The organism is Rhizobium sp. S96, assembly GCF_030382195.1.
Lineage (GTDB): Bacteria > Pseudomonadota > Alphaproteobacteria > Rhizobiales > Rhizobiaceae > Rhizobium.
Genome location: NZ_JAUDRY010000009.1, coordinates 113,942 through 128,476, shown reverse-complemented (window position 1 = coordinate 128,476; position 14,535 = coordinate 113,942). Strand labels below are relative to the sequence as shown.

The window sequence follows — 14,535 nt, the reverse complement described above, 5'->3', positions numbered from 1 at the left end:
CGGCGACCGCGCGCAAATTGCAATTCACAAGCACCACGTCGGTTCTGCCCTGCATGGCAATGCCTGTCAGCAAGCGCACCTCATGCGCTTCGGCTATGTCAAATCAAATAACGCTGTTATTTCCTATCATTACGCTGCTCCCTGCCTCTGCTGACGCTACCGGCGCAAAGCCGTACCGGCTCTATTCATCAACCGCCAACGGAATGACGATTGTGGCGAAGATTACCACCAAAGATGGAAGCAGGATTTTCCATAACGACTGGGGTCCGGCGCAGCAGATCTCTTTTCGCACGGCCGCTCAGCGGCGATGCTCGCAATTTTTCAAGGATCTCGGTATCCCATTATATCGCCTCAATCGCGACAGCACCAAGGTGAACGAGAGCCTGCGCGAAACCTTTCGGTTGATGGCTACAATCGGCGGCATCAAGGGTGGACATGATTGCGTCAGGGCGCTCTCAGGGGCGACTATGCGGAGGCCATGACTGGCTCAACGCCGACGTTCTCGCCTTCATCAAGGGCTGACAGCACAATCACAGGACGGCATGGCCAGTTGCCGGGCCGGACCACACAATAGGTTAAGGCAATCGATCTCGCGCACTTCGCCGCCGACCCGCAGCGCCAGCGACTTGAGGATAGCGGCAGACGCGGAATGAAAGCAGAACATCTTTTCTGGTCTTTCCATCCCGAATCACTACATTACGCGCCATGAGCAATAGTTTCGACGATATCCCCTTCTTCGATGAAGAGCCGGGCGAAGCGCCGCGCAAGCAGCAGGCCCCCGCCGCTCCCGCACGAGGAGCCCCCACCTCGGGAGGTCTCGCCGCCCGTGCCATGGCCGCCCGTGGCGGTGCTCAGCAGCGGCCGGATTATCTCGATGGCCTCAACCCAGAACAGACGGAAGCCGTCGAAACGCTGGAAGGCCCCGTTCTCGTGCTTGCAGGCGCTGGCACCGGCAAGACGCGCGTGCTGACCACCCGCATTGCCCATATCCTCAATACCGGCCGCGCCTTCCCCTCGCAGATTCTCGCCGTGACCTTCACCAACAAGGCCGCACGCGAAATGAAGGAACGCATCGCCGTTCTCGTCGGCGGCGCCGTAGAAGGCATGCCCTGGCTCGGCACCTTTCACTCGATCGGCGTCAAGCTCCTGCGACGCCATGCCGAACTCGTCAACCTGCGCTCGGATTTCACCATCCTCGACACCGACGACGTCGTGCGTCTCGTCAAGCAGTTGATCCAGGCCGAGGGCCTCGATGACAAGCGCTGGCCTGCCAAGCAGTTCGCCGGCATGATCGACACATGGAAGAACAAGGGTCTCGGCCCTGCGGACATTCCGGAAGGTGACGCACGTGCCTTTGCCAACGGCAAGGGTCGCGAACTCTACTTCGCCTACCAGCAGCGCCTGTCGACGCTTAACGCCTGCGATTTCGGCGATCTGCTGATGCATCCGATCGCGATCTTCCGCCGGAACCCCGATCTGCTGAAGGAATATCACGGGCGCTTCCGCTATATCCTCGTCGACGAGTATCAGGACACCAACACAGCCCAGTACATGTGGCTGCGCCTGCTCGCCCAGCGTCCGAAGGGCGAGCCGCAGAACGTCTGCTGCGTCGGCGACGACGACCAGTCGATCTACGGCTGGCGCGGCGCCGAAGTCGACAACATCCTGCGCTTCGAGAAGGATTTCCCCGGCGCCAAGGTGATCAAGCTCGAGCGCAACTACCGCTCGACCGCCCATATCTTGGGCGCCGCAGCGCATCTGATCACCCACAATGAGGGCCGCCTCGGCAAGACGCTGTTCACCGACCGTAGAGACCCCGACGATATCAAGGTGCAGGTCCACGCCTCCTGGGATTCGGAAGAAGAAGCCCGCGCCATTGGCGACGAGATCGAACAGCTCCAGCGCGGTGCCTCCGGCCAACCCCATGCGCTGAACGACATGGCGATCCTCGTGCGCGCCTCCTTCCAGATGCGCGAGTTCGAAGACCGCTTCGTCACGCTCGGCCTGAACTATCGCGTCATCGGCGGCCCACGCTTCTACGAGCGCCTCGAAATCCGCGATGCCATGGCCTATTTCCGCCTCGTCGCCCAGCCCGCCGACGACCTCGCCTTCGAACGCATCATCAACACGCCGAAGCGCGGCCTCGGCGATACGACGGTGCGCGCGCTGCACGACTATGCCCGCGCCCGCGATATCCCCATGCTGGCGGCAGCCGCCGACATGATCGAGACGGACGAGCTCAAGCCGAAGGCCCGCAAGGCGCTGTTCGACGTGATTCAATCTTTCCGCAGATGGCAGGAAAGACTTGAAAACACACCACATACCGAGCTTGCCGAGCAGATCCTCGAAGAGTCGGGCTATACCGACATGTGGAAGAACGACAAGTCGGCAGACGCGCCCACACGCCTCGACAACCTCAAGGAACTCATCCGCTCTATGGAGAGCTTCGAGTCCATGCGCGGCTTCCTCGAGCATGTCTCGCTGGTCATGGACGCCGAGCAGAACGAGAATCTCGATGCCGTCTCGATCATGACGCTGCATTCCGCCAAGGGTCTCGAGTTCGACACCGTCTTCCTGCCCGGTTGGGAAGAAGGCCTCTTCCCACATCAGCGCTCTCTGGACGAAACCGGCCGTGCCGGCTTGGAGGAGGAACGCCGCCTCGCCTATGTCGGCCTGACGCGCGCCAAGCGCCGCTGCCACATCTGGTTCGTCTCCAACCGCCGCATCCACGGCCTCTGGCAATCGACCATCCCCTCGCGCTTCCTAGACGAACTGCCGGATACTCACGTCGAGGTCGCCGAAGTCGAGCAGAGCTACGGTGGCTACGGCCGCGGTGGTTACGGTCAGTCGCGCTTCGACAAGGCCGAGCCCTTCGCCAACAGCTATTCCACGCCCGGCTGGAAGCGCGCCCAGCAAAACCGCAACGACGCCACCCGCGACAATTGGGGCTCCCGTTCCGGCCATTCCGTCGAACGCATCGGCTACGGCGAAAGCGGACCGAAGACCCGCACCATCGACGGCGAACTGATTGCCAAATCGACCGCCACCGAACCCTCGAAGTTCAAGACCGGCGACCGCGTCTTCCATCTCAAGTTCGGCAACGGCAACATCAAGTCCATCGAAGGCAACAAGCTGACAATCGAATTCGACCGCGCCGGGGAAAAGCGGGTGCTGGATGGGTTTGTGGAGCGGGTTTCGTAGCGCAGCCCGTTCACCGACCGTTGGCATGGCGGCTCTGGCAGCCGCTACCCGCATGCCGTGTCACCCATTCGTGACTTCGTATCGGGCCTCTTCTGCGACATACTAGACTCCCGCAGATGCTGTTTGCGGGCTTGAATAGGAGGATGCAGATGAAACGCTACTCACTATCATTGATCGGACTATCATTGGTGATCGCCATCGTGAGCAACCCCAGCATCGCGCTCGCCTGCAACAAGATCATCGGCACGTGATTTGTGGAGACAAGGCATGAGCGGGCGAGCAGCCCGCTCAACATAACCGCAGAATTGCTGCGAGCCTATCCAAGCTTTTTGACCTCTTCTAAAGCTAGATCAATATTCTCAATTGCTAGTTCAAGTGCAGCTTTTGCGTCTTCCAAAGCCTTCAGCGAGTGATGGGCAGCTCTGCCAGATGAATACGGCCCGCGGGGCGGCAATTGCTCGATAGGCGCAGCGGCAACCCATTGGAACTTCTTTCCAGAAAGAATGTCGGCAACCCGGCCCTGATTAACGCCGAACCACGCAGCTATATCGTGATGACGATCATAGCGAGCACCCATACCCTTGACCAACGCGGCGTCGAATTCGTCGAGTCTGCGACCACTTGGCTCCGCTCTCAAAGACCTTACTCCACCTCTGCTTGAATTAGTTGGATCATATCAAATCAAGCGCGCAACAAAAACATAAATACAATTTAGAGTTAAAAACGGCCGCAGGCGCCTAACATGCCGTCACCCCAAGATCGGCATCGATCCCAGTCCCAATATATCATTGAGCAACGCCAGTCCGATCCCGGCGGCCACGATGGCCAGGCCGATCAGGAAGAGCCGACGCGAGCGGTCGTATTTCGCCGCGATCAGGGAGTCCCGCGCTAGGAGGTCGGCGAAGACCTTGACCTGGATGGCGATGCCCACCATCAGCAACAGCATCGGCAGGATGTCGATCTTGCTCCAGTCGTTCGGGTTGGACACCCAATGGCTGATAAAATTGAGGGAAAAGCCGAGAATGATGCCGGCCGCCGTCAACGAGCCGTTGCGGAAGGTGGAATCGATCTTTTCCTCTGGACCGGGCTCGACCATGGCTTTTGTTTCCGGCTGATCACGCCTGCCAAGGAAGGCAGAAATCCGTGAAAACGGCAAGAGCCGCAAAAGATTACAAATCCTTCACATTAAAATCATGTTTTCTTCTTGCCAGTTCGGCAAGGCGCCGCTAGATCAGGGATGACATCTGCCCGTCCCCTCAAAGAGGGACGTTGCACGTAAGCGTTAACGTCAACCAACGCGCTGATCGAACCCGAATCCGGGGTGCGAGCGGCGCGGCGTGCCTGCGTCTTACGCATTCCCGGTTCTATCAAAGGAACCACCGATGACGGCCAACACCGCCTCCACTTCTCCCGAAAAGCGCCATCTGATCGAACGCGTCCGCCACGAACTCAAGCGCCGCGTGCTCACTGTCCGCCGCGTCGCGCATGTCACGCCGCAGATGCTGCGTGTGACCCTTGCCGGCGCGGACCTGGACGGCTTCGTCAGCCTCGGCCACGACGACCACGTCAAGGTGCTTGTTCCCCGACCCGGCGAAGAGCCGAGCTTTCCGGAGATCGGCCCCGACGGCAAGCCGATGATCGATCCGGCCAATCGTCCGTCGCTGCGCGACTACACACCGCGCCGATACGATGCCGCGACCGGGGAACTCGACATCGACTTCGCGCTGCATGAGGCAGGTCCCGCCACCGAATGGGCGATCAATGCCAAGCCTGGCGACAAGCTCGGCCTCGGCGGCCCGCGCGGCTCCTTCGTCGTCGCCACCGATTTCGACTGGTATCTGTTGGCCGGCGACGAAACCGCCCTGCCCGCCATCGGTCGTCGCCTAGAAGAACTGCCCGCCACCGCCAAGGCGCTCGTCGTCGTTGAAGTGGCAGGCCCGCAAGAGGAACAAGCGTTCACCAGCAACGCCGAGGTTTCCTACATCTGGCTGCATCGCGGCGCCGAACCCGCGGGCACGACCGATAGGCTCGACCAGGCACTGCGTGGCCTCGCCCTGCCCACGGGCGATGGCTATGTCTGGATCGCCTGCGAAACCGTCATCGCCAAGCGTCTGCGCGCCGTCATGGTCGACGAGCGGCAGCATCCCAAGGCTTGGATCAAGGCAGCAGGGTACTGGAAGCGTGGCCAGGCCGACTTCCACGAAACGCACGGCGATTGAGTCGCAGCCAGATGTTTGCTCCGCCTTTCAGGGCGGGGCAACGCCACGACGCGCAGAAGAAGACGAAATGCCGCAGGCCGATCGCCAACGCGCCAGCCGCCTCAGCGCGCGTTGCCCATCATTCCATGACAAAATGGTGGTCATTCGAACGGAATATGCCTCACGGGCCGGATTTGCCGCGTCAAAAACGTCAGCGATTTTAAGAGAATACAAGGTGTAAACGAAAGGTTAAACTGCTTCGGCCCATTTGGTCAATCGGCTGAAATTCATCACAACATTCCCGTTTTGACGTCGGGGGCAAATCATCTTAGCCCGTTTGCGTCCGCCCATGAAAGGCGGGTTTCACGATGAACTCTAAAGGAGATTCAGGTGACCAGTGTTTCCTCCCTGGGCAGCAACACGTCCACATATATTTCCAGCCTCGACAAGAATGGCGACGGCATCGTTTCCGCTGACGAACTGGCGGCCGCCAACGGCAGCTCCACGTCGACCACCTCCACTAAATCGACGGCCAGCGGCGGCAGCGACAGTGCGAGCGTCACGCAGAAGATCGCAGCCGACATCGTCTCGATCATGCTGCAGATGCAGCAGTCCAGCGCCAGCGACGACAGCAGCGCCGACGATAGTGGCGACGACAGCAGCAAGGGCATTCTTGCCTCGCTGGATTCCAACGGCGACGGCAAGCTGACCACTGACGAAATCCTTTCCGCGGATACGTCGAGCATTGCAAGCAGCGCCAATGGCAGCGACGATCCGATCCTGACGCAGGTGCTGAACGACATGCAGACCGCGCTTCGCGCATACCAGAGCACATACGGCTCTTCGGCAGCAGCCGATACGACAAGCGACAACGTGCAGTCCGTCTGATTGCCGCGTGGCACGGCTCCGCCGGGGGAGCCAAAGCCACCCGCGATAAGATCGCCGCCTACCGTGTTCGGGTCAGGCGGAACCATTTTTGCTTCGACGCCGTGGCTACCATGAAGGCCATGACCGGAAATACCGCCGATCAGCGGGGCCATCCGGAAAAAGGCGTTCTCGCGGTTGCACGGGCAGCCGAAAAGACGCAGAAACGATCCATCGCGAATGATGAAGGGTCGACGGGTCATGGAAAGTATCGGTGTTGCGTTGCTGCTCCTGTCCGCGGTCGTCGTCAGCGGAACGCTCACGCGCCTGTCCCCGATCCCCGTACCACAACCAATCGTGCAGATCGTCTTGGGCGCCGTCATAACAGCCTTTGCGGATCTCGGCGTCAGCCTTGATCCAGACCTGTTTTTTGTTCTGTTTCTCCCCCCACTTCTGGCGCTCGATGGCTGGCGTATCCCCAAGGAAGGCCTGTTTCGCGACAAGGCCGTCATCCTCGAGCTGGCGCTTGGCCTCGTGGTCTTCACCGTCCTTGGCGTCGGTCTCTTCGTTCATTGGCTGATCCCGTCGATGCCGCTTGCCGTCGCCTTCGCGCTGGCCGCCATCGTCTCGCCGACCGATCCCATCGCGGTTTCGGCCATCGCAACACGCGTCCCGATCCCGAAGCGGCTGATGCACATCCTGGAGGGGGAATCGCTGCTGAACGATGCGTCGGGCCTCGTTTGTATGCGCTTTGCGGTTGCCGCAGCGCTGACCGGCACCTTCTCGCTTGTCGAGGCGACTGGAACCTTTGTCTGGGTCGCGGTCGGCGGCATCCTGATCGGTGTCGGCTTGACCTGGGTGATTTTGCGGACCCAGAGCTTCTTCACCCGTCGTCTCGGCGAGGAGACCGGATCGCAGATCCTCGTCAGCCTTCTCATACCCTTCGCGGCCTATCTCGTGGCCGAACATCTGGAATGTTCAGGCATTTTGGCGGCGGTCGCCGCTGGTGTCACCATGAGCTATGGCGAGCAAGGCGGCCGGACGCTGGCGATCACGCGCGTGCGTCGGACCGCCGTGTGGGACACCGTGCAGTTTTCGATGAACGGCATCATCTTCGTGCTGCTCGGCGAGCAGTTGCCCCAGATCGCGTCGGGTGCCGCTCGCGTCGTCCGCGAAACCGGGCATCATGATCCGATCTGGCTGATTGCATATGTCATTGCCATCAATCTGGCGCTCGGTCTTCTTCGCTTCGTCTGGGTGTGGGTCTCCCTGCGCTTTACGCTGTACCGTGCCGCGAAAAGGGGCCAGGTCATCGTCCGCCCGGGCTGGCGTCTGATTGCGGCCACCTCGCTCGCGGGCGTACGCGGTGCCATCACACTGGCGGGTGTCCTGACACTGCCGCTGGCCATGCCGGACGGCTCGGCCTTCCCTGCCCGCGATCTTGCGATCTTCCTGGCCGCCGGCGTCATTATCGTATCGCTGATCGTTGCCAGCATCGGTCTCCCCTTCCTCCTGAAGGACCTCCAGATACCGCCCGAGCCGTCGCATCAGCGCGAGGAGGATGAGGCGCGTATCAAGGGTGCAGAAGCAGCGATCAGGGCCATCGAGGCCCTGCAACACGACATGAGCGAAGGCAGGGCCGATGCGGATATCTATGCGGATGCCGGCGCGCGGTTGATGGACATCTACCGGCGCCGCATCGACGGCCGTTCGAAGACCGGTGACGACGCGGAACTGGCAAGACGCGTCGAAGAGATCGAACGCAAGCTGTGGGTCGCCGGCGTCAAGGCCGAACGCGCCGAGTTCTTCCGCTTGCGGAAATCACGCAAGCTTTCAGAAGAGCTGATGAAGAAGCTGGTGCGCGAGACAGACCTCGCCGAGGCAAGGTTCGGCTCATCTTGACCCGATCGCCGCAGCGGTAAGCCTAGCGGTGACTGGCTTTTCGAAGGATGTCCTCGACAAACGCCCGCTTAGCCGCAGTGTATCGATCCCCGTCATAAGAAAACGCAACCGCCAGCGTTTGCTTGAGAGCAGCGTATTCCGCCGCGGCATCAGGATGGGCGCGCAGATAATCGCGAAACACCATGCGACGCCGATGCGTTTCATTGTCTGGAGGACAAAGATAGACACGTTGCTTCGGCACACTTGCGTGCTGCATGAACGCCCACATGTCGTCATTCCAGCGATTTCCACGCGGCTCATAGGCCGAAGCGATGAGCTTTTCGCTTGCTGCGGGAACATCCGGCAGACTGCGCAGAGTAATATCCACGTCGATCACCGACTTGGCGGAAAGACCCGGAACCGAGGTGCTCCCAACATGATCGATCGCCAGCACGACCGTTCCCAACAGCCGATGCAGATCATTGGCGATCTGATGGAATAGTCTCGGCCAGTTCTCGTCATACTGAACGATTTCGACCAACGTTGCCATCGAACGCGTCTCCGCTCCCCACCGGTCGAATCAACAGTCTGCGCCACAGCGTAGACTTCGGGACGGCAGCCGCAACGTTGTTCAGTATTGCGCGCATCCTGTTCGCAATCGCAAAAATCTTTTCGCAAAGCACAATAAAAATCGTTTGAATACTATCGAAATTATTCGCCGCAGCTTATATGAGCCCTGTGGCTTGTTGCACGCTTACTCCCACAGTGCTCGCCGAGCCACCGCCGGCCCGTCGTATCAGACGGCTTTCAACGGAAAATACCCGGCGCCAACAAGAACAAGAGGTATAAGAAAGTGGCTGGTATCATCACCAACAATGCCGCGACGACACGCCCGGCTTCGCCTGCATCCTCCCCCGCTGCGAACTATCAATTTGCCCTTGTGGCGTTGACGTCGCTCTTCTTCATGTGGGGCTTCATCACCTGCCTGAACGACATTCTCGTGCCCCACCTCAAGAATGTGTTCCAGCTGAACTACACGCAGTCCATGCTCATCCAGTTCTGCTTCTTTGGCGCCTATTTCGTCGCCTCACTGCCTGCCGGCGCCCTCGTCAAGCGCATCGGCTACAAATGGGGCATCGTTCTCGGCCTCGTCGTCGCCGCGATCGGCTGCGGCCTGTTCATCCCGGCCGCGAGCTATCGTGTCTACGCCCTCTTCCTCGGCGCATTGTTCGTGCTGGCGAGCGGCATCACGCTGCTCCAGGTCGCGGCCAATCCTTACGTGACCGTGCTCGGCCCGCCGGATACAGCTGCCAGCCGACTGAACCTCACCCAGGCCTTCAACTCGCTCGGCACAACACTGGCGCCGATGTTCGGTGCGTTTCTCATTCTTTCGGCAGCGACAGCGGCCGTTGCCGGCGCAACGCCGGAACAGCTCGACGCCATCAAGCTCGCGGAAGCAAGCGCGGTGAAATTCCCCTACATGCTGCTGGCCATCGCCTTCCTGCTACTTGCAGCACTGTTCGCGGCCTTGAAGCTGCCGGAAGTCGACGGCAGCGAAGACCTCGAGCCGATCACCGGCGGCGGATCCGCCTGGCAGTATCGCCACCTGGTCCTAGGCGCTGTCGGCATTTTCCTTTACGTCGGCGCCGAAGTCAGCATCGGCAGTTTTCTCGTCAACTTCATGAGCCAGCCCGACATCGCAGGCTTCTCTGAAGCCGAGGCGGCGCACTATGTCTCCTACTTCTGGGGCGGCGCCATGATCGGCCGGTTCATCGGTTCGGCTGCGATGCGCTACGTTGACGACGGCAAGGCGCTCGCCTTCAACGCAGTTGTCGTCATCGCCCTTCTCCTCTTGACGGTCTTCTCCGGCGGCCATGTGGCCATGTGGTCCGTGCTGGCGGTCGGACTGTTCAATTCGATCATGTTCCCGACGATCTTCAGCTTGGCGCTTTACGGTCTTGGCAAGTACACGAGCCAGGGCTCCGGCATTCTATGCCTGGCCATCGTCGGCGGCGCTCTGCTACCGCTGATTCAGGGCGGGCTCGCCGATACCATCGGCATCCATCTCGCCTTCCTGATGCCGATCGTCTGCTATGCCTACATCGCGTTCTACGGCCTCAAGGGGCACCGCCCCACCTGATCCGCACTCATGACGCTTCGCCGCCCACGCGGCGAAGCGTTTCCGCCCTTGCACGTCATCGACCGGCTTGGCATCTTGCGCTGCAACGACAGTTGGAGACGCATTTCATGAAGGCCTTGCTGCTGGTCGATATCCAGAATGGTTTTTGCCCGGGAGGCAATCTTGCAGTCCCTGGGGGCGACGAGGTGGTTCCGGTCGCCAACCGGCTGATCGACAGTGGCACATACGATCTCATCGTCGCTTCCCAGGATTGGCACCCTGCTGACCACGGCAGCTTCGCATCCTCCCATCCCGGCAAGGCGCACTTCGAGATCGGAACACTTTCCGGCAAGCCGCAAATGATGTGGCCCGACCACTGCGTACAGGGCACACCCGACGCAGAATTTCATCCCCACCTTAGAACCGCTGACATACATTTCATCCAACAGAAGGGTCAGGATAGCGCGGTCGACAGCTACTCGGCCTTTCGCGACAACGATCAGGACGCGACGACCGGCCTTGCCGACTACCTCGCACAACAAGGCGTGACCGATCTCGATGTCTGCGGCCTTGCGACCGATTACTGCGTGAAGTTTTCGGCCCTCGATGCTGTGGAGATGCTGCCGGGCGTAAGAGTTCGCTTCATCGAGGATGCCAGCCGCGGCATCACGCCGGATGGCGTTGCGGCCGCGATCGAGGAAATGCGTTCGCGCGGGATCGCCATCGTCACGAGCGACCAGGCGATCGCCGGCTAGTCATTCCGTGGCGTCGCGCTGCAGCTGGTAGACATCCTCGGCGAAGTCGTCGATGCGGCGAGCCAAGGCGGTCTGCGCGTCGTCGATGCCTTGCTTGTAGTAAGCCGCGCCGATCTCCTTCGCGAAGAAATCGAGCACGAACTCTGCCTTCAGCAGCCCGATCTTCTGGTCGAGTTCGGCATCGAAATAATGCTGTACGCGCCCGATCAGAGCCGTCTTTTCTTCCTTCGTGAGTTCGATCGCCTTCATCTGTTCCCTCGCCTGCGTCTTACCTTCCCGGGAACCGTTCAGCGAAATCGATCTTTCAATCAAGGAAATTCGTTTGCGGCAGCGGCCCCATCACCGTAGACGGAGCGAAAATTCCAGAAGGATGGTCGCCGATGAGTCGTGCGAATTTTATCGACGGTCTGCGCGGCGGTTTTCCCATCACCGTAGCAGCTGCTCCTTTCGGCGCGCTCTTCGGTGCGCTCGCCGCAGATCACGGCATGTCGCTTGCCGAGCTCACGCTCATGAGTGCGACTGTCTACGCCGGCGCGAGCCAGATGGTGGGTATCGAGCTTTTCGGCCATGACATTCAGGCCTGGTTGATCGTCGCCTCGATCCTTGCCGTCAACTTCCGCCACGTGCTCTATTCCGCTGCCCTGGCGCCCTATGTGAAGCATTTCACGCCGGTGCAGAAGTTCTTCACCTTCTTCCTGCTTGTCGACCCGCAGTTTGCAGAGACGGTCAAGCGCGGCGAAGCCGGCAAACTGGTGACCTTTGCATGGTACCTCGGCTTCGGTCTCGCCATCTATGTTCCCTGGGTGATCGTCAGCCTGATAGGCGGGCTGCTGGGCAGCTTCATCGGCGATCCGAAGTCGATCGGCCTCGATATTCTCCTGCCGGCTTACTTCCTGGGCATCGTGCTGGATTTTCGCCACCGCGACAATTTCCTGCCCGTATCGCTGGTAAGCGCCGTCGCCTCGATCATCGCCTATCGCTACGTCGGGTCTCCCTGGCATGTCAGCCTAGGCGCGGCTGCCGGCATTCTACTTGCTGCCTTGCTGCCCCCGCCGCCGCACGAGCAGGAACTCGAAACCGATCTGCACGAGGTGTGACATGACATTGGATCTTCACATGGTGCTGATCATCCTCGCTGCGGCTGTCGCGACATACGCCACTCGCATCGGCGGCTACATCCTCATCACCACGATGAAGCGCATACCGCCACGCATGGAGGCGGCATTGGCCGCCGTGCCTGCAGCCGTGCTGACAACGCTGGTCGCCCCGGCGTTTTTTTCAGGTGGATGGGAATCGAAACTGGCGCTCGTGGTCGCCTTGCTGGTCGGCCTGCGCGTGTCCCATAGCTGGATGCTGGTTGCCGCCTGGGTCGTCGTCATGGCCTGGCGTCACACCATCGGAGTGTGACGCCCTCTCCGCCTTTTAGTATTCCAGCGGCAGCGTTGCGTTTTCCAGCCACGCCTTGACGTCATTGTCGTGGATCAGCGGCATCAGCGCTTCGCGGGTCCGCTGATGATAGTCGTTGAGCCAGTGCAGCTCGTCGTGCGTCAGCAGCTCGGGAATGACGAGGTTGCGGTCGATCGGGCAGAAGGTCAGCGTCTCGAAGCCGAGCATCGGCGTGTCGCCGCCCTCGATCGCCTCGGCGTCACGCACATAGATCAGGTTTTCGATACGAATGCCGAAAGCGCCCGGGCGATAATATCCGGGTTCGTTCGAGAGGATCATGCCGGGCAGAAGCTCCTGTGTCGAAAGCCGCGAGATCCGCTGCGGTCCCTCATGCACGGAGAGGTAGGAACCGACACCATGGCCGGTGCCATGGCCGAAATCGGCGCCGGCCCGCCACAGCGCAATTCGCGCCAGCGGATCGAGATCGCAGCCGCGCGTACCCTTTGGAAAACGCGCCGTGCCGATCTGGATCATGCCCTTCAAAACAAGCGTGAAGAAGCGCTTGTGTTCTTCCGAAACCGTGCCGACGCCGACCGTCCGGGTAATGTCCGTCGTCCCGTTGATATACTGCGCGCCGGAATCGATAAGAAACAACTCGCCCGCTTCAAGCTTGCGGTTGCTTTCGGTCGTGACGCGATAGTGCATGATCGCCGCATGTTCGCCGGCGCCCGAGATCGTGTCGAAGGAAATGTCCTTGAGCGGGTTCTGCATCAGATCGCCAACGCGCGCCCGCACAGCCTCGAGCTTCTCCGCCACTTCGATTTCGGTAACGGTCCCCGGCTTCGTCTGCGCAAGCCAGCAGAGGAACTCGACCATCGCCGCACCGTCCTGCAGATGCGCAGCAGCCGATCCGTTGATCTCGACGCCGTTCTTGACCGCCCGAGGCAATTTCGCCGGGTCGTTCCCCTCGACGACTTCGCCGCCAGCCTTTCGAATGATGTCGGCCAAGCCAAAGGACGTCAGATCGGGGTCGACAAGAATGCGCCCTCCATCCTTCGAGACGGCGACAAGCCTCTCGTCGAGCGCCGAGGGCGGCAGCTGCAGGCACATCTGCGCCAGATAGGCTTCGGCCTCGATGCCGGTCTTGCGCTTGTCGAGAAAGACGTCTGCCTTCCCGTCCGCGTAGACGATCGCGCGCGCAAGCGGATGCGGCGTGTGCGGCACGTCAGCACCACGAATGTTGAAGATCCACGCAACCGATGACGGATCGGCGATCAGCACTGCTCTCAGGTTCTTCTTGGACAGGTCAGCCGCGATCGTTGCGATCTTGTCCGTCGCCAGCACGCCGGCCTGCGCGATGTTCTGGATTGCAACGGCGCCGAGCGGCTCCTGGGGCCGGCCGGTCCACAGCTTGTCGAGCAGATTGTGCGGCAGGATCACAAGCGAGCCGCCGATTTCGGCCAGGGCTTTCTCCAGACGCCGAACCTCGGCTCCCGAGTGCAGCCAGGGATCAATACCGAGGCGCAATCCCTTGGAACCATTCTTGCTCAACCAGAGATGCGCTGGCTCGTTGACGAGGTCGCCGCCGGTGAAGACCGCGCCATCCACCTGTTCGGCAAGTTGCGTCACATAGCGCCCATCGACGAAGACGATTGCCTGCGAACGCGTAACCAGCGCCATCCCGGCCGAGCCGGTAAAGCCCGTCAGCCAGGCCAGCCGCTCGGCGCAGGCGGGCACATATTCACCGTTGAACTCGTCTGCGCGCGGCACAAGGAAGGCATCGATACCCAACGCATCGAAACTTTCGCGAAGAGCCGTGACGCGATCGCGGCCGAATTGCGGCGATGAAGTGACTTCGAAAGACTGGAACATGCTCAAGAACCTGGTGTTTGCTGCGAATCCCGAAAGGCGGATAGCGGCTATGTTATCGGAAAATCAGACAAAATGCGAAAGAAGAGCCGCCCGACATCCCCGCAGACCGCGCAACATTTGGGCGGAAATGGGGCGGCAAAAATCAAACTGGCACGCTTTATGCATTCGCTGCATGGCTCCCATGAACGAAACCCTCTGCCTCAACTTTTCTAAATAGCTATATAGGCGCCATCAAACGGGTTCGAGACGAACCTCAAAC

The 14,535-nt window shown here is 60.6% G+C and carries 14 protein-coding genes; 9 read left to right on the top strand and 5 right to left on the bottom strand.

Annotated features, from left to right (window positions below):
• The first annotated feature begins 53 nt into the window (after positions 1-53).
• Positions 54-482: a hypothetical protein gene (locus QTL94_RS11610; RefSeq protein ID WP_289801643.1), complete on the top strand. Its 429-nt coding sequence runs from the start codon at positions 54-56 to the stop codon at positions 480-482.
• Positions 483-705: 223 nt separating this feature from the next.
• Positions 706-3,201 carry an ATP-dependent helicase gene (locus QTL94_RS11605; protein ID WP_289801642.1) on the top strand — a complete coding sequence of 832 codons (2,496 nt, stop codon included), beginning with the start codon at positions 706-708 and terminating at the stop codon, positions 3,199-3,201.
• 316 nt (positions 3,202-3,517) lie between these two features.
• Here QTL94_RS11605 and QTL94_RS11600 read toward each other — a convergent pair whose 3' ends face one another.
• Both QTL94_RS11600 and QTL94_RS11595 read right to left on the bottom strand, forming a co-directional pair.
• A complete protein-coding gene (locus tag QTL94_RS11600; RefSeq protein ID WP_289801641.1) occupies positions 3,518-3,778 on the bottom strand; it encodes a hypothetical protein in 261 nt (86 codons plus the stop codon).
• Between the two features lie 171 nt (positions 3,779-3,949).
• Complete coding sequence (locus QTL94_RS11595; RefSeq protein WP_289801640.1) at positions 3,950-4,297, bottom strand: hypothetical protein; 348 nt, start codon at positions 4,295-4,297, stop codon at positions 3,950-3,952.
• Positions 4,298-4,583: 286 nt separating this feature from the next.
• Here QTL94_RS11595 and QTL94_RS11590 point away from each other — a divergent pair, with 286 nt between their 5' ends.
• From QTL94_RS11590 to QTL94_RS11580, 3 genes are all read left to right on the top strand, one after another.
• Positions 4,584-5,420 (top strand): siderophore-interacting protein, encoded by an 837-nt coding sequence (locus QTL94_RS11590; RefSeq protein ID WP_289801639.1) that lies wholly within the window; start codon positions 4,584-4,586, stop codon positions 5,418-5,420.
• A gap of 369 nt (positions 5,421-5,789) precedes the next feature.
• A complete protein-coding gene (locus tag QTL94_RS11585) occupies positions 5,790-6,287 on the top strand; it encodes a hypothetical protein (protein ID WP_289801638.1) in 498 nt (165 codons plus the stop codon).
• Positions 6,288-6,524: 237 nt separating this feature from the next.
• The gene (locus QTL94_RS11580; protein ID WP_289801637.1) at positions 6,525-8,165 is read left to right on the top strand and encodes a Na+/H+ antiporter; all 1,641 of its coding nucleotides are present in this window, start codon (positions 6,525-6,527) and stop codon (positions 8,163-8,165) included.
• Between the two features lie 22 nt (positions 8,166-8,187).
• On the opposite strand, the gene QTL94_RS11575 is transcribed toward QTL94_RS11580, so the two are convergent.
• Positions 8,188-8,694, bottom strand: coding sequence for a GrpB family protein (locus QTL94_RS11575; protein WP_289801636.1), 507 nt, complete (start codon positions 8,692-8,694; stop codon positions 8,188-8,190).
• A 315-nt stretch (positions 8,695-9,009) separates the two neighbouring features.
• Between QTL94_RS11575 and QTL94_RS11570 the strand changes: the two genes are divergently transcribed.
• Both QTL94_RS11570 and pncA read left to right on the top strand, forming a co-directional pair.
• Positions 9,010-10,284 carry a sugar MFS transporter gene (locus QTL94_RS11570; RefSeq protein ID WP_289801746.1) on the top strand — a complete coding sequence of 425 codons (1,275 nt, stop codon included), beginning with the start codon at positions 9,010-9,012 and terminating at the stop codon, positions 10,282-10,284.
• A gap of 107 nt (positions 10,285-10,391) precedes the next feature.
• Positions 10,392-11,018 (top strand): bifunctional nicotinamidase/pyrazinamidase, encoded by a 627-nt coding sequence (pncA, locus tag QTL94_RS11565; RefSeq protein ID WP_289801635.1) that lies wholly within the window; start codon positions 10,392-10,394, stop codon positions 11,016-11,018.
• Here pncA and QTL94_RS11560 read toward each other — a convergent pair whose 3' ends face one another.
• Positions 11,019-11,330, bottom strand: coding sequence for a DUF2164 domain-containing protein (locus QTL94_RS11560; RefSeq protein ID WP_502944123.1), 312 nt, complete (start codon positions 11,328-11,330; stop codon positions 11,019-11,021). It abuts the gene before it with no gap.
• 68 nt (positions 11,331-11,398) lie between these two features.
• Here QTL94_RS11560 and QTL94_RS11555 point away from each other — a divergent pair, with 68 nt between their 5' ends.
• Both QTL94_RS11555 and QTL94_RS11550 read left to right on the top strand, forming a co-directional pair.
• Positions 11,399-12,115 (top strand): AzlC family ABC transporter permease, encoded by a 717-nt coding sequence (locus QTL94_RS11555; protein ID WP_289801634.1) that lies wholly within the window; start codon positions 11,399-11,401, stop codon positions 12,113-12,115.
• A 1-nt stretch (position 12,116) separates the two neighbouring features.
• Entirely contained in the window at positions 12,117-12,425 is a 309-nt protein-coding gene (locus QTL94_RS11550) for an AzlD family protein (protein WP_289801633.1), read from the top strand.
• Between the two features lie 15 nt (positions 12,426-12,440).
• On the opposite strand, the gene QTL94_RS11545 is transcribed toward QTL94_RS11550, so the two are convergent.
• The gene (locus tag QTL94_RS11545) at positions 12,441-14,276 is read right to left on the bottom strand and encodes an aminopeptidase P family protein (RefSeq protein ID WP_289801632.1); all 1,836 of its coding nucleotides are present in this window, start codon (positions 14,274-14,276) and stop codon (positions 12,441-12,443) included.
• Positions 14,277-14,535 lie beyond the last annotated feature (259 nt).